The sequence below is a fragment of the Saprospiraceae bacterium genome (genome assembly GCA_016719615.1).
Lineage (GTDB): Bacteria > Bacteroidota > Bacteroidia > Chitinophagales > Saprospiraceae > Vicinibacter.
This window is the reverse complement of sequence record JADJYQ010000003.1, coordinates 1-14,576: the sequence shown is the minus strand read 5'-3', so window position 1 is coordinate 14,576 and position 14,576 is coordinate 1. Positions and strand designations below refer to the sequence as shown.

Below are 14,576 nucleotides of genomic sequence, written 5' to 3'. Positions count from 1 at the left end.
TTAGGATGAAAATATCAATGGGCTGCGATCATGCAGGATTTGAACTTAAACAGCAGATCGCCATTTGGTTGGAGGAAAGAGGGATAGATGTTTTGGACCACGGAACGAACAATGCAGATTCTGTGGATTATCCCGACTTTATCCATCCTGTTGGATTTGACATTGATCAACAAAAAGTGGATTTTGGAATTGTCATCTGCGGAAGTGGAAACGGTGCGGCTATCGTAGCTAACAAACATCCGTTAGTTCGCTGTGCCTTGTGTTGGACTACAGAATTGGCAACACTGGCCCGAAAACACAACAATGCGAATGTGATCAGCATACCTGCCAGGTTTGTAAGCCCTGATGAAGCATTACAAATGGTGAATGCTTTTCTGCAGACGGAATTTGAAGGCGGCAGACATCAAAATCGAATTGATAAAATTGCCGTATGCTAAAACGAGTTTTGTTGATTGGATTTTCAGTTTGGCTAACAAATACAATTGCACAAAAGGATTATTTTCATGAAGTGATTCGCCCGGATTCAAGCAAAGCAGCTATAAAGGATAGTCTTACAGCTTATGCAGAAATCATTCAGCCGGAGCAATTGCGAAAGCACATAGAATTTCTGGCATCTGATAGTTGCGAAGGCAGAGAATTGGGAAGCCGGGGAAATGATTTGGCCGCTCAATACATTTCAGCTTATTTCGAAAAAAACAGATTATCTAAAGTACCCGGAATGAAATCCTACTTTCAGGAAGTTGGATTTAAATGGATCTACTGGGATAAACTCGTTTTTAAAATCGGTGAGGTTCCTTACAAACAATTATGGGATTATTTGAGCATTCCTGCTGAGAATCATGATCTCGACTTCAAAACATCTGAGTTTGTTTTTTTAGGTTATGGCATTGATGACGAAAAGTACAGTGATTATAAGGGAGTCGATGTAAAAGATAAAGTGGTCATTATTTACAAAGGAGAACCTAAAAATAAAAAAGGGATTTCCTATTTAAGCGGCAAGGTCGAATTATCTGAATGGGCTACTGACTTGTCGAAAAAACATGAAGCAGCTTCCAAAAACGGGGTCAAACTTTTGATGGTGATTGAAGATCAATTTAAGGAATGGGTTGATCTCAACAGGTCTGCAGTCATTTCGCCACAAGTGTATCTCGACTCTGAAGACAAAGGCGGTGAAGCCAAAACCAATATCATGTATTTATCTTCTACAACAACTTCGATGATGTTGGGCAAGCAAATTAAAAAAGTCATAAAGGCGAGAGATAAAATTAATAAGACTGGAAAACCGCAGCCCTTTGTTTTAAAAGCCGAGTTGGAATTTATACAAAAGCGAAATGTAAAAGTGGAAAGGGGAAGGAATGTGTTGGCTTATGTAGAAGGAAGTACATATCCTGACGAAGTGTTGATCCTTTCGGCACATTACGATCATATTGGAAAAAGAGGTACTGAAGTATTCAATGGTGCAGACGACAATGCATCAGGTACATCGTCCATGATGGAGTTGGCCAGAACTTATCAAATGATGTCGGAGTCGGGTGTCAGGCCAAAGCGTTCTGTGATATTTGCGCTCATGACCGGCGAAGAAAAAGGATTGTTGGGTTCTATGTATTATGTGAATAAACCTCTTGTAAGTCTAGAGAAAACGATGGTCAATATCAATATAGATATGATCGGCCGTACAGACGATATTTATAAGACCGATTCGAATTATATTTATGTCATTGGTTCCGATCGGTTAAGTTCGGAATTGCATAATTTGAATCTTGAAGTCAATCAAAAATATGTGCAGCTAAAAATGGACCACAGATATAATTCTGAATTGGATCCCAATAGATTTTATTACAGGTCTGATCATTATAATTTTGCAGAGAAAGGTGTACCCGCTATATTTTTCTTTAGTGGTGTGCATAAAGATTACCATCGGATCACGGATGATATTGAAAAGATCATGTTTGCAAAAACAGCAAACATTTCCAGGCATATTTTTTATTTGTCCTGGGCATTGGCCAATAAGAATGGATTTCTGGCAAAATAGCAGAGCTGGCAATCGTCATAATGCTACTTTAGGTCCTCCATAAGTTTTAAATTCTAAAATCCCGGGTGATTCCCTATTGGAGTATCTGTCTGAAAAGCCGTTCAATTTTCCACGATGCTAAGAATCGCTTTTTCAGACAAAATATTATTCTATTTTTATTGAAATAACTAAAATAATCGAAATTATATTTTAAAATATTTCTAAAATTCGATAATAATATTAAGATACCTGGCATTTATCAGAATCCCTTATATTTAGGCGCAGAATTCTTCGACAAAACAAAAATCAAACGAAACATGGAACAAGTGTCACAAGCAGGAAAGCATCCAAAGGCATTATTTGCCTTGTTTTTTACAGAGATGTGGGAGCGGTTTGCTTACTACCTTATGGTAGGTATTCTACTCATATACATGACAGATACCGCTACGGGTGGTAAAGGCTTTCCGACCAAGATCGGAGCCGATATTGTAGGAAGTTTTATCGCACTGGTATATCTCACCCCGTTTATAGGTGGGCTGATTGCAGACCGGTATTTAGGCTATTTGAAATCTATATTCCTGGGTGGATTGCTCATGGCCAGCGGATATATAGGTTTGGCCTTGCCCGGGAATACAGCGATGTTTATTTCTTTGGTATTGATCATTGTTGGTAACGGATTCTTCAAACCGAATATATCCACTTTACTCGGAAATATTTACAACCGCGAAGACCTGAAACCATTAAAAGATAATGCATACAACATTTTTTACATGGGCATTAACATTGGTGCCTTTGTATGCAATTTTGTGGCTGCTTATTTGCGCAATCAATACGGTTGGGGCTATGCTTTTGCAGCTGCGGGTGTTGGACTTTTATTGGGTTTGGGAATACTTGCACTGAATCTTAAAAACAAAGACATTCAAAATGCCAATGTTAAAAAGCCGATTCAACCGGAGGACATGCCATTGTCGCAAATTTTATCGAAAGTGTTTCTTCCGGCCGTTGTTGCCGCCATTATAGGATGGATTTTACCAAGCCAGATCTTCGGCTCCCCAATCATGGGAACTCAGGCCAACGATGCATTTATTTTTGCCTGTCTGCCCATTATTTCATTTTATATCTCCCTATGGTTAAATGCTAAAGGACAGGATAAAAGAAGCATTGGTGCATTGTTATTCATTTTCGCTATATCTATTGCATTTTGGACGATATACAATCAGAATGCAACGGGTTTGACCTTATGGGCTGAAAGACATACTGACCGAGTTGCTTCAGAATCAACAGCGCAAATTACTGGAGCCATTTTTCCGATGCAGCAAGTTACAGACACGCCGCGAATGGTCAATAAATTGGATCCGTTTATGCGTGAAGTCAAAGATGCACAAGGTGTTGTTGTTCAGGAAATGGGTACAGACCCTTACTTTTTCAATGTACCTAAGGAAGAAATAGCCGCAGGACAAACAGTCAAGCTCACCAATACAGAGTTATTTCAGTCGATCAATCCCTTATTTATAGTTTTGCTCACGCTGCTCTTTGTACCCCTTTTCAGTTGGCTCCGAAACAGAGGGAAGGAACCAACCACCATGTCCAAATTTGGGATGGCTTTGTTTATTTCCGGATTATCTGCATTGGTGATGGTTTTTGCTATTATGTCTGTGCCATCTATTTATACTCATAAAGCATCGCCAATCTGGTTATGGCTGACCTATTTTATTTTTACCATTAGTGAAATTTTCTTAAGTCCGATGGGGCTCTCCTTGGTTTCTAAACTAGCTCCTGCCCGATTAACTGCATTGATGATGGGAGGATTTTTCCTCTCCACATCAATTGGTGGAAAAGTAGCAGGTGTGATGACCAGTTTTTGGGATGATTTTACAGACAAGAAATTATTTTTTATGATTCTTGTCATTGCTGCGTTCATTGGAGGTACTTTAATTTATTCCCGTATCAAATTACTCAACCAGATTGTAAAAGATAAGACGGGACTTCATTGATTTTTATTTATAAATAATTACAGCAGCACACACTATGTTTAAAAAGCATCCAAAAAGTTTGCCCTACTTATTCTTCTCAGAAATGTGGGAGCGATTCGGATATTATCTGATGATTGGCATTTTTACTTTGTATCTAAAAGATGTCAAGGAAGGTTTCGGAATGACTGAAGCTGAATCTGCAGACCTCTATGGTACCTTCATTGCACTGGTCTTCTTTACGCCATTTATCGGGGGCTTGCTTGCCGATCGTTATCTGGGTTATAGGAGATCCATTATTTTCGGAGGGATCCTTATGGGATTAGGTTATTGTCTTATGTTTTTTCATTCACTTACTACGCTCTACATCGCAATGACAATGGTCATTTTGGGGAATGGATTTTTCAAGCCAAACATTTCTACGATGCTTGGAAATATTTACAATAAACCGGAATATGTCCAGCAGAAAGACGAAGGTTATAATATCTTTTACATGGGCATCAACATCGGGGCATTTACCTGTAATTTTTTTGGCGCTGCACTTTATACGATGTTGGGTTGGGGTTATGCTTTTCTTGCAGCAGGCGTCGGCATGTTTATCGGGGTGATTATTTTTATTTTGGGAATCAGACACTATCAGAATGCAGATGATAAAAGAGGTGTGAAAGAAGGTGATATGAGTATGTTGCGCATTTGCATGCTCATTATAGTACCTAGTGTTGTTGCCGGTATTTTGGGCTGGTTGATTGGAGGCATAACCACCACGAGCAATCCGGATGGCAATATTTTTGGAAGTGATAGTAATGATGCTTTCCTTTTTGCTTGCATACCGGTACTCTATTATTATTTTACCTTATGGTATAAAGCTTCTAAAAACGAAAAAGGTCCGATTGCTGCATTGTTGGCCATTTTTTTGGTGGTTATCTTATTTTGGGCAGTGTTTAAGCAAAACGGATCTGCATTAAATACCTGGGCCGACCGCTATACGGACCGCCAGGTAACTGGCTTGACCGGAGATATATTTATGAATCTTAAGCAAGCGAAACCGCTGTTATACCAAAAAGATTCTGTGGCTTTATACGATGATTTATTTAGAATCCAAAAGTCAAATGGAGTTGTACTAAAAGAATATAACTATCCGGTGTATTTCCGCAATATGGAAAAAGAACAGTTGCCGGCAGAAGGGACCGCCGTGAATTTGTGGATCACCAATTTAAGTCAGTCCATCAATCCCGGTTGGGTTATTTTATTGACACCACTGGTGGTTGCATTTTTTGCTTACCTCAGGAATAGAAAAAAGGAACCAAGTACAGCAACAAAAATTGCCTTCGGGATGCTGATTTCAGCATTATCAGTTTTGGTAATGGTGCTGGCGGTGTATGCCGGACACAATGGATCCGAGAAAGTAAGTGTACTATGGCTGTTTGCCGGGTATGGAGTGATTACCATTGGTGAATTATTTTTAAGTCCGATGGGACTATCCATCGTTTCCAAATTGAGTCCACCGCATATTACCAGTGTCATGATGGGTGGGTGGTTTGTTTCTACCTCAATAGGTAATAAACTCTCCGGAGTTTTGGCCAGTAGCTGGGATAACTATGAAGACAAAACAAATTATTTTTGGGTAAATTTTGCTTTGCTTTCTTTTGCAGCCATCATTGGATTTGTAATTCTAAAGTGGCTTAATAAAATTCTAAAAGAACATTCTGTAAACTAACATTTGTTAGTTTACAGATAAAAAAATAGAAAATACAAGGGCTTATTGATGCATATCTAAAAAACGAATATGGAAAACCAAAACAACACATTCAAACCTTTTATTCCTGCTAATGAAACTGTGGCTGAGTTCTCGGTCAAGGCAATTCTGTTGGGAATCTTTTTTGGAATTTTATTTGGAGCTGCTACTGTTTATCTTGCACTCAAAGCAGGCCTTACAGTATCTGCATCGATTCCTATTGCGGTGCTGGCCATATCGCTGGGACGCAAATTCTTTAAAACGACCATTCTCGAAAATAATATTATTCAGACAACCGGTTCTGCCGGTGAATCCATCGCAGCCGGAGTGGTCTTCACGTTACCCGGATTTTTATTTTTATCTGCCGAAAGTAACGGCGTGGAATCATTTAATTACTGGACCATTTTTACATTGGCGGTATTAGGAGGAATCCTGGGAACCTTAATGATGATTCCTTTGCGAAAATCGCTGATTGTGAAAGAACATCAAACCCTTCCTTACCCTGAAGGTACAGCCTGCGCAAGTGTTTTGGTAGCCGGAGAGAAGGGCGGCGATTTTGCCAAAACGGCGTATTTGGGATTGGGCGTGGCTATTCTGTATGCCATGATGCAAAAGGTTTTTCACCTGATTGCAGAAGTGCCCACCTATGTCACTCAATTGAGTAATAAATATTGGCCGGCGGGTCGGATCCAAGGAGAAATTACACCGGAATATTTAGGTGTTGGATATATCATCGGACCTAAAATTGCAGGTGTACTTGTAGCAGGAGGAGTTTTGAGTTCATTTGTGCTCATTCCGCTTTTGGCAACATTAGTTCCGGGTGATATCATCTATGCGCAAGTTTTAAAACTCGGATTTAATCCGACGCGTTTTGGTTGGGATGAGACCACTCATACTTTTGCTAATAGTGCAGAGGTTATTTACCGATGTTATATCCGGCAAATTGGAGCCGGGGCAGTTGCTGCCGGAGGTTTTATTACACTGATCAAAACGATACCAACGATCGTTAGTTCATTTAAAGAATCTATTGGTTCGGTTAAGTTGGGAGGTGATCAGGTGGTGAGCCGTACAGAGCGCGATCTCAATTTGAAAGTGGTTTTATACGGAAGTTTAGGTTTGGTCTTATTGGTTGCATTATTGCCCATCATACCCGGACAAGGAATGATCTCTAAATTATTGGTAGGTATATTGATCGTCATATTTGGAGCTTTCTTCGTAACCGTTTCTTCGCGCATTGTCGGACTTATTGGTTCTTCGAATAATCCGATTTCCGGGATGACCATTGCTACCATCATGGCGACTTGCCTCGTGTTTATCGGTGTAGGATGGACCGGAAAATTATTCGAGCCAATGGCACTTGTTGTTGGAGGTATGATCTGCATTGCTGCAGCAAATGCCGGAGCCACCAGCCAGGATTTAAAAACGGGATACATCGTAGGCGCAACTCCTAAATACCAGCAGATGGCCTTATTTATCGGTGCGATATTTTCCTCTATCGTCATTGGATGGACCGTCAAATTATTGGATACACCGGATTCGACCATGGTAGCACAAGGCATTCAACATGCGATCGGCGAAAAATACAATGCCCCGCAAGCGACCTTGATGGCAACCTTGATCAAAGGAATATTATCCTTTAATCTGGATTGGCAATTTGTAATCGCAGGTGTTTTTCTGGCATTGGTTTTAGAATTATGCGGCATCAAATCATTATCTTTTGCAGTAGGTGCATATCTCCCTTTGGCAACAACACTCCCTATTTTTATTGGAGGTGCTATCAAAGGAGTTGTTGACTGGAACATGGAGAGAAAGCAAAAAGCAAAGGAAAATGAAGATCTTGGAAAAGGAGCCTTATTTGCAACCGGATTGGTTGCAGGTGGAGCGCTGGCCGGGGTTATCGTGGCGCTGTTGAATGTCAATGAAGGCATTGCCAACAGTCTGGCCAGCATTTCTCTGGAACATGGCATCAGCAACACATTTGGAGCAGGCATGTATCAGATCTTAGGGGTCTTGTTCTTTGCCGGATTATCATTTTTGTTGTACCGAACGGCTACGAAAGATTAAGATCTGAGTTTAGATAGCTTAAATCAATAAATATTTGACAGGAATTTTGAACTCAGTTCAGGAATGACCTGTTTATTCATTTGATCGAAGTCTTCGATTGGAAAACTTTATTTTATTTAAATGAAAATTATGAAAAATCATCATCTGATTTCTCTTATAGTGCTTGTCATCCTATTTGGTGCCTGTGCTCCTACGATTTACGTTGCACCTGATTTTGATAAAGTAAAATCGAAACATGACATCGTAGCAATTCTGCCCTTTGATGTACAGATCAGCATGAAGAGTTTGCCAAAAGATGTAACCCAGGAAATGATTCGCGAAGATGAAAAAAAGACGGGATTCTCTATGCAGGGGCATTCGTATACTTATTTCCTAAAAGAGCAGGGTAAGAATAAATACAGTGTTAAGTTTCAGGACATCGATAAGACCAATTCCTTATTGACGAAAGCCGGATTGAGTTATACAGATACCAAGACAACAGCCAAAGAAGAGTTGTGCAAAATTCTGGGTGTTGATGCAGTTATTTCCGGAAAATTGACCATGGATAAACCGATGTCGGATGGAAGCGCTATAGCAGTAGGTTTGATCTTTGGCTATTGGGGTTCGACCAATAAAGTAAACGTAAGCATGACGATACACGAAAATGCCAAAGGGAATCTCTTATGGAAGTACGATTGGGTTGCCGAAGGTGGTGTTGGGAGTAATAGCGAACAGCTCAGCAAAAGTTTGGTGAAAAATGTGTCAAAAAAGTTTCCGTATCAGCGGAAATAGGGTTAGTTGATAGATGATAGGTGTTGGTTGATAGTTATTATTAAAGTATTTGGAGAACGAGAACAAAACAAAAACAGCATCGATTCAACATTCGTTTGGAGAACGGAGTTTTCCTATTGCCCCAGTGTATCCCGCTTTGAAAAAATTTGGGGTGTATATTTTACACTAATAAAGCGGGAGGAGACTACGCAGAGCTTTTAAGGTGGAGATTATTCTTCTTTACAAATGAAGGCAATGAACCAGTACCTATTCATGCAGAAAAAGGCGAAATGGAATGTAAATTTTGGATAAAAGTAGATGAATTTGAAATTGAAAAATCGATTGGATATCATATGAATCCAAATTTTAGAAAAGAAATTCGCAAAATAATTTATGAACATTTTGATTATATTGTGGAGGAGTGGAATCAATATTTTATGAAGTAGATATGATAACAGATCAAATATTTAAAGCTACTGAAGTAAAAATCATAGATCAGAATCTCCATATTTTTATTGAGGACCGATGTTTTTCTTTTCATCTATCGTCATTGTCCGATGTTTTTAAAACTGCATCAAGTGAATCTATAAGCAATTTCAAATTATCTCCATCAGGATATGGAATTCATTGGCCAGATTTAAATGAAGATATTTCGATTCATGTCCTTTTACATGACAAGAGGCACATGGAATAACGGATTAGTATACTTGCGGTCACTCCGCTTGAAGACAGACAAAATATCCATTTTAATTTTGTTTTCATAGCAGTTAAAAGTGAAAAATTATTTGAGATACTGCGGGATCGAGTGTATACTGTGTGTGCTCGTGTACTTATTTTTATTCAGAGTTTTAGTATACTTGATGAATGATGGACAGTTAAAATATCAATCTCCTCTTTCGAAAATATTTTATAGATAATCCTGTAATTTCCCATTATTATTTCTCTTATTGTAGGGTCATTATGTTCAGGAACAGGTCTGCCAATGTAAATGTGATCTTTTATTATTTTGGCTTTATTTCTTATACGCCTTACCTGAATTTTCGCATATTTTACTGAATCCTCAGCAATAAATTCAGCGATAGAATCTAAATCATTTAAAGACCTAGGCGTCCAATTTAAACGAACCATTTAGGGAGGTGTTTTTCTAATTCTTCATCAGGGATTACATTTCTTGATTCAGATTGCTTCAAGCCTTCTTCAATTTTATCCAGGAGCATGATGTGGTCTAAAATTTCATCTAAAGAAACATCCTCTGGGAGAGTCTGGAATGTTTCGATGAGTTTTTGTCTTTTAATTGTCATGACTATAATATTTATTTTGCTAAGATAAAAATAACATCCATAATTTACAAATGTTTGGCAAACGAGCTAACAGCTGCTACACGAAATTGGCTGTGCAGTGGTTCAATAAAGCTTTGTTCTTCGTTGCAAGTTAAGTGGTGGCCGACTGTTTCGTCTCCGAAATCGCCAACTTCTTGATGCAGTTAACCGACATTTGTTATTTCAAATTTAGCTGAGTAACAAAACAAAAACAGCATCGATTCAACATTCGTTTGGAAAACGGAGTTTTCCTATCACCCCAGTGTATCCCGCTTTGAAAAAATTTGGGGTGTATATTTTACACCAATAAAGCGGGAGGAGACTACGCAGAGCATTTACTAACATATGTTAGTACATGAAAGATATTTGTAAGAATCGAACATAAAGTAATCATCGATCTCCCTCTCCGCAGAGTGGAGAGGGCCGGGGGGAGGTGGCATTGAGGTGCTACAACAATCCCCCAATAAACTGATCAATCTTCAGTCCATCGGCTTCTGCTTTATAATTCAATACAATTCGGTGTCTTAGCACCAATCCGGCAATGGCTTGAACGTCTTCGATATCCGGTGAATATTTTCCGTTTAAGGCGGCGTGGCATTTAGCTCCTAAAACGAGGTACTGCGATGCCCGGGGTCCTGCGCCCCAGCTTACGTATTGATTGACTTCTTTGACGGGGTTGTCTGCATGTGGTCGGGTGCGGGAAGCAAGGGATACGGAATATTCGAGGACATTATCGGCGATGGGAATTTTTTTGACTAATTTTTGATAGTCGGAGATTTCGCTGGCGTTGACTACGTTTTCAACTTTGGCAAAGTAGTCGGAAGTCGTTTGTTTTACAACTTGTACTTCTTCCGCGTAGCTTGGGTAATCCAATAATATATTGAACATAAAGCGGTCGAGTTGGGCTTCGGGTAATGGGTAGGTACCTTCCTGTTCGATTGGGTTCTGGGTAGCCAATACGAAAAAGGACTGGGGAGTATGTGTTTGATTCCGCTTACGGTGATATTGCGCTCTTGCATGGCTTCGAGTAAAGCGGATTGTGTTTTGGGCGGTGTCCGGTTGATTTCATCAGCCAAAACGATGTTGGCAAAAATCGGGCCTCTGTTAAATTTGAATTTCCGGTCTTCGTCGAGGATCTCTGAACCGGTGATATCTGAGGGCATCAGGTCGGGTGTGAATTGTATGCGTTTGAAACTCAGATCCAAGGCTTCTGCTATGGTATTGATTAATAGGGTTTTAGCTAATCCGGGCACTCCTACCAACAAGCTGTGGCCGTTGCTGAATAGGGAGATTAGGGTTGCTTTGATAACGTCATCTTGTCCCACAATGATCTTGCCGATTTCCGCTTTTAATTTTTTGTATGACAGCGCTAAGCTGTCGATTCCTTCTACGTCTGATTTAAATTGCATCTTGATTTATTCTTAAGAGGCGCAAATTTAAACATTCAGAGTAGTAATTCTTGTCACAATGGTATAGAGCAACAAAGAATTTAACAATTCCTTTTGTGATTTGGGTCCTTATTCATGTGGATGGCTTGTAGGGATGTATAGCCACAAAGGCACGAAGGCACGAAGTTTCACAAAGGAATCCTTCGTGGTCCTTCGTGTCTTTGCGCCTTCGTGGCAGGATAACGAAATGCCTTATTTTAAAAGAAAAGTAAGTTAGAGGTTTTCAAATTAACTAAATGCTTATAGGGATGTATAGCCACAAAGGCACGAAGGCACGAAGTTTCACAAAGGAATCCTTCGTGGTCCTTTGTGTCTTTGCGCCTTCGTGGCAACCTAACGAAATGCCCTTATTTTAAAAGAAAAGTAAGTTAGAGGTTTTCAAATTAACTAAATGCTTGTAGGGACGTATAGCCACAAAGGCACGAAGGCACGAAGTTTCACAAAGGAATCCTTCGTGGTCCTTAGTGTCTTTGCGCCTTCGTGGCAGCATAACGAAATGCCCTTTTAAACCCCGAATTATTTTTCAAAACTTTCTTTTAGAAATTGGCTTGCAATTGCATGCGCAAAGTATGCAAAGGATCTGTATCGGCCGCTTTTCGTCCATTGTACGAAAACTGCAATTGCAAAATAGAACTGATCTTGTAATCTGTTTGAAAATTCCAACTGAAATTATCGCCATCGCCAAAACCCTGCAAGATGGAATACTCCGCAAGACTCCCTTTTATCCCTGAATACCGGGCATGGAGATAATAGATTTGAGCCCGCAAACTTAGTTTCTTTAACAGAAAGGCCGCAATACTTAGTTCGCCATCATAAAAATGACTTTGCTGATCGGAAACACTTTCTTCGCTGATATTCCGGTAACTGGTATTCAACTGTAATCTTAAATTCTTATGAACCCGATACACGAACCCCGGAATTACAGAAAAAGTATTTACTTTAAAATTCTGATCAGCATAAAATTCGCTATTGCGTTTTTCCTCTTTAAGATGTAACTCCAAAAGAAAATCAAGATCTCGCTTCAAAGTAAATCTCGATTTTAAGTGAGGATCCTGCGTTGATTTTTCATCGGTACCGGAAGTCAATAAAATTTTCTGACTGCTCTGCGCATAAGCTAATTGAAATTCAAACACTGCATTACCCCTGTTGAAAAAAAAGTGATTGACGCATGAACGATTGATAGGCGATTGTATTCATTTTGTTAGCGCTAAAAAGCAGCGGATTTAAGCGATCTGAAAATTTGCTATTCTCATCAACTTTGGAAGTAAACCGGGCCGACGATTCGAGAGAAAATGAACGAAGCAGATTTAAATATTTCTGCCCCGCCTTTTTATAAGTTTTAAAATCTATATTCAGGACCTGATTCCAGGACGATTGGTAAATCTGCTGGTATTCAGAATTAAATAACTGGAAGCGCACAAAACGCGCAGTGTCGATATCAGGAGCATAAACATATTCATAAATCTGCCGGATATTGTCTTTGTTGAAGTCGATAAAAATAAATTGTCCCTCACCTGGTTTGCGCTCCTCGAATACAAATTCCTGACGCGGCTCCACACCACTTTGGAGTTCGTAAAAGTTTCGGAACTGCATGGCATTTTTAAAAAGTTTTAACCGATGATCGAGGGTGCCTATAAAATAAATACTAGATAAGGAATCGTCCAATTGAGGATTTGAATAATCTATTTTTCTGCCAGTGAATTTGAGTTCCCACTCGCCACTTTTATGGTTTTGGACGTAGGTTTCCAATCCGAATTCATAAGACTTACTAAAGCTTGAAAACGATTTGAATTCGGGCGTAAAATCTTCGCGAAATTTGAACAGCAGGCTCGAATGGGTGTTTTTATTAAATTTTTTCTGCAATTTGGATTCAAAAACATCAAAAGAAAAACTGCCGACCACTAAACTGTCGGTCAAGATTTTAAATTTTTCGTTGCGTTCGCCGAACGCCCTGATTTCTAAATGTAATTCATTTCTGAAATGCTGCAATATTTCTAAGCTTGGTCTGAAAAAACGAAAACCATTTACGGGATCTTCAGAAGCCATTTTATTATAAGACAAACGAACGTTCGTTAGTTCATTTTTCCATCCTGTTTTGAATACATTTCTGTTGCCTTTGTAAAAATCGGAACGGTACATCCGGCTATGTAAAAAATCTGCATAAATATTTTTACCAATAAATATTTCACAGGAAACTTCGGGATAATGATCGGTGCCCGGAGCTTGGTTTAATAAATTCCAGTCTCGATCAAACTCAACAGATCTATAGGCATTGATGGCTGAAAAATTTTGATGGACATATTCATATTGGGCTTTGGTTTTGAGAACGATAGTTGAATCCAATAAAATCAAATCCGGTGTTCGGCCTAGTATTTTAAGTCCAAGACCCTGGTTATCTTCATCCTGTAATGCGGACACCCTGTTTTTATCTTTAGATGAAAGTGCAATCTCAGCCGAAAGTTCAGCTTTGTTATCGCTGAGCAATTGAAATCCTCCCGTGATCATAAACTGTGAAGCCGGTGCAATGAGAGCTACTAAAGGTTCGTAATTGCCGCGCTGGTTTCCGCTGAGCGGATCTGGACTCATCCATTCATACACACGACCGTTAGCCGTTGATTGTTTCAATACATATTGACCTGAACCGGGGGCCACTTCCGAAAAATTAACCTGTAATGCAGAACTATCGGCAAAAGGATCATAATACAGGTAAGACATTTGTTGAAGGATTCCCTTGATAACAATACTCGTATCGCCTTGCCGGTAATATACCCGATTGATGTTGTAATTGATACCTGCATTTTGGATACCGGATCTTACCGCCATATTTAAATCATCGCCTGAGGATTTCAGGATGCTTTGATCCAGGGAATCCAAATCTGATGCAATGGCTGCCTGTTTGCTATCCTGTTCGTTAAATATATTGAAGTAGAAGCGTTTATTTAATTTATGCATTTGGCTTTGATGCAGGACCAAACTGCGCGTATAATTTTGATCGAGGTATTCAAACTCGACGACAAGCCTCGATTGATCACTGATGAGCGTAGCCGGCATGAAGCGAATTTCTGCAAGATTGTAATCGACTGTATAATTTTCAGTTTCTCCGCGTTGCAACAATTGGCCATCCAACCAAACTTTTTCACTGCCGGCTAAGACGATGATAAAAACTTCGCCCGCATTGCCGTTGAGACGGTAGGGACCCTGATTTCCATTTTGGGTTTTGATCAACTGTCGGTTTGATTTTCCTTTGGATACAGCCAGCGCCGTTTTATTTTTTATTTC

At 39.5% G+C, this 14,576-nt stretch carries 12 protein-coding genes and 1 pseudogene; 8 read left to right on the top strand and 5 right to left on the bottom strand.

The window, feature by feature from the left end; all coding sequences use genetic code 11:
• Positions 1–5: 5 nt before the first annotated feature.
• The 8 genes from rpiB (at position 6) to IPM92_09195 (ending at position 9,224) form a co-directional block, all read left to right on the top strand.
• Positions 6–437, top strand: coding sequence for a ribose 5-phosphate isomerase B (rpiB, locus tag IPM92_09230; protein ID MBK9108529.1), 432 nt, complete (start codon positions 6–8; stop codon positions 435–437).
• Entirely contained in the window at positions 431–2,032 is a 1,602-nt protein-coding gene (locus IPM92_09225) for a M28 family peptidase (protein MBK9108528.1), read from the top strand. Before rpiB ends, IPM92_09225 begins: the two co-directional genes overlap by 7 nt.
• A gap of 296 nt (positions 2,033–2,328) precedes the next feature.
• On the top strand, positions 2,329–4,005 hold the full coding sequence (locus tag IPM92_09220; protein ID MBK9108527.1) for a peptide MFS transporter: 1,677 nt from the start codon (positions 2,329–2,331) through the stop codon (positions 4,003–4,005).
• 34 nt (positions 4,006–4,039) lie between these two features.
• Positions 4,040–5,698, top strand: a complete 1,659-nt coding sequence (locus IPM92_09215) for a peptide MFS transporter (GenBank protein MBK9108526.1) — start codon at positions 4,040–4,042, stop codon at positions 5,696–5,698.
• 69 nt (positions 5,699–5,767) lie between these two features.
• Entirely contained in the window at positions 5,768–7,780 is a 2,013-nt protein-coding gene (locus IPM92_09210) for an oligopeptide transporter, OPT family (GenBank protein MBK9108525.1), read from the top strand.
• 129 nt (positions 7,781–7,909) lie between these two features.
• Positions 7,910–8,551: a hypothetical protein gene (locus tag IPM92_09205; protein ID MBK9108524.1), complete on the top strand. Its 642-nt coding sequence runs from the start codon at positions 7,910–7,912 to the stop codon at positions 8,549–8,551.
• 155 nt (positions 8,552–8,706) lie between these two features.
• Entirely contained in the window at positions 8,707–8,976 is a 270-nt protein-coding gene (locus IPM92_09200; protein ID MBK9108523.1) for a DUF4160 domain-containing protein, read from the top strand.
• Between the two features lie 2 nt (positions 8,977–8,978).
• Complete coding sequence (locus IPM92_09195; protein ID MBK9108522.1) at positions 8,979–9,224, top strand: DUF2442 domain-containing protein; 246 nt, start codon at positions 8,979–8,981, stop codon at positions 9,222–9,224.
• Positions 9,225–9,370: 146 nt separating this feature from the next.
• On the opposite strand, the gene IPM92_09190 is transcribed toward IPM92_09195, so the two are convergent.
• The 5 genes and pseudogenes from IPM92_09190 to IPM92_09170 all read right to left on the bottom strand — a co-directional run.
• Positions 9,371–9,658 (bottom strand): type II toxin-antitoxin system RelE/ParE family toxin, encoded by a 288-nt coding sequence (locus IPM92_09190; GenBank protein MBK9108521.1) that lies wholly within the window; start codon positions 9,656–9,658, stop codon positions 9,371–9,373.
• Complete coding sequence (locus IPM92_09185; protein MBK9108520.1) at positions 9,646–9,831, bottom strand: hypothetical protein; 186 nt, start codon at positions 9,829–9,831, stop codon at positions 9,646–9,648. Before IPM92_09185 ends, IPM92_09190 begins: the two co-directional genes overlap by 13 nt.
• 465 nt (positions 9,832–10,296) lie before the next feature.
• Positions 10,297–11,258: pseudogene (locus tag IPM92_09180) on the bottom strand (AAA family ATPase).
• A 575-nt stretch (positions 11,259–11,833) separates the two neighbouring features.
• A complete protein-coding gene (locus IPM92_09175) occupies positions 11,834–12,430 on the bottom strand; it encodes a hypothetical protein (GenBank protein MBK9108519.1) in 597 nt (198 codons plus the stop codon).
• 4 nt (positions 12,431–12,434) lie between these two features.
• Positions 12,435–14,576, bottom strand: a 2,142-nt coding sequence (locus IPM92_09170) for a hypothetical protein (protein MBK9108518.1), incomplete at its 5' end; no start/stop codon positions are given.

Excerpts from the sequence above, each read along its gene's own strand:
- IPM92_09225 (MBK9108528.1), top strand. The coding sequence starts at position 431 with ATGCTAAAACGAGTTTTGTTGATTGGATTTTCAGTTTGGCTAACAAAT.
- IPM92_09205 (MBK9108524.1), top strand. The coding sequence starts at position 7,910 with ATGAAAAATCATCATCTGATTTCTCTTATAGTGCTTGTCATCCTATTT.
- IPM92_09190 (MBK9108521.1), bottom strand. The coding sequence starts at position 9,658 with ATGGTTCGTTTAAATTGGACGCCTAGGTCTTTAAATGATTTAGATTCT.
- IPM92_09210 (MBK9108525.1), top strand. The coding sequence starts at position 5,768 with ATGGAAAACCAAAACAACACATTCAAACCTTTTATTCCTGCTAATGAA.
- rpiB (MBK9108529.1), top strand. The coding sequence starts at position 6 with ATGAAAATATCAATGGGCTGCGATCATGCAGGATTTGAACTTAAACAG.
- IPM92_09220 (MBK9108527.1), top strand. The coding sequence starts at position 2,329 with ATGGAACAAGTGTCACAAGCAGGAAAGCATCCAAAGGCATTATTTGCC.
- IPM92_09215 (MBK9108526.1), top strand. The coding sequence starts at position 4,040 with ATGTTTAAAAAGCATCCAAAAAGTTTGCCCTACTTATTCTTCTCAGAA.
- IPM92_09185 (MBK9108520.1), bottom strand. The coding sequence starts at position 9,831 with ATGACAATTAAAAGACAAAAACTCATCGAAACATTCCAGACTCTCCCA.
- IPM92_09195 (MBK9108522.1), top strand. The coding sequence starts at position 8,979 with ATGATAACAGATCAAATATTTAAAGCTACTGAAGTAAAAATCATAGAT.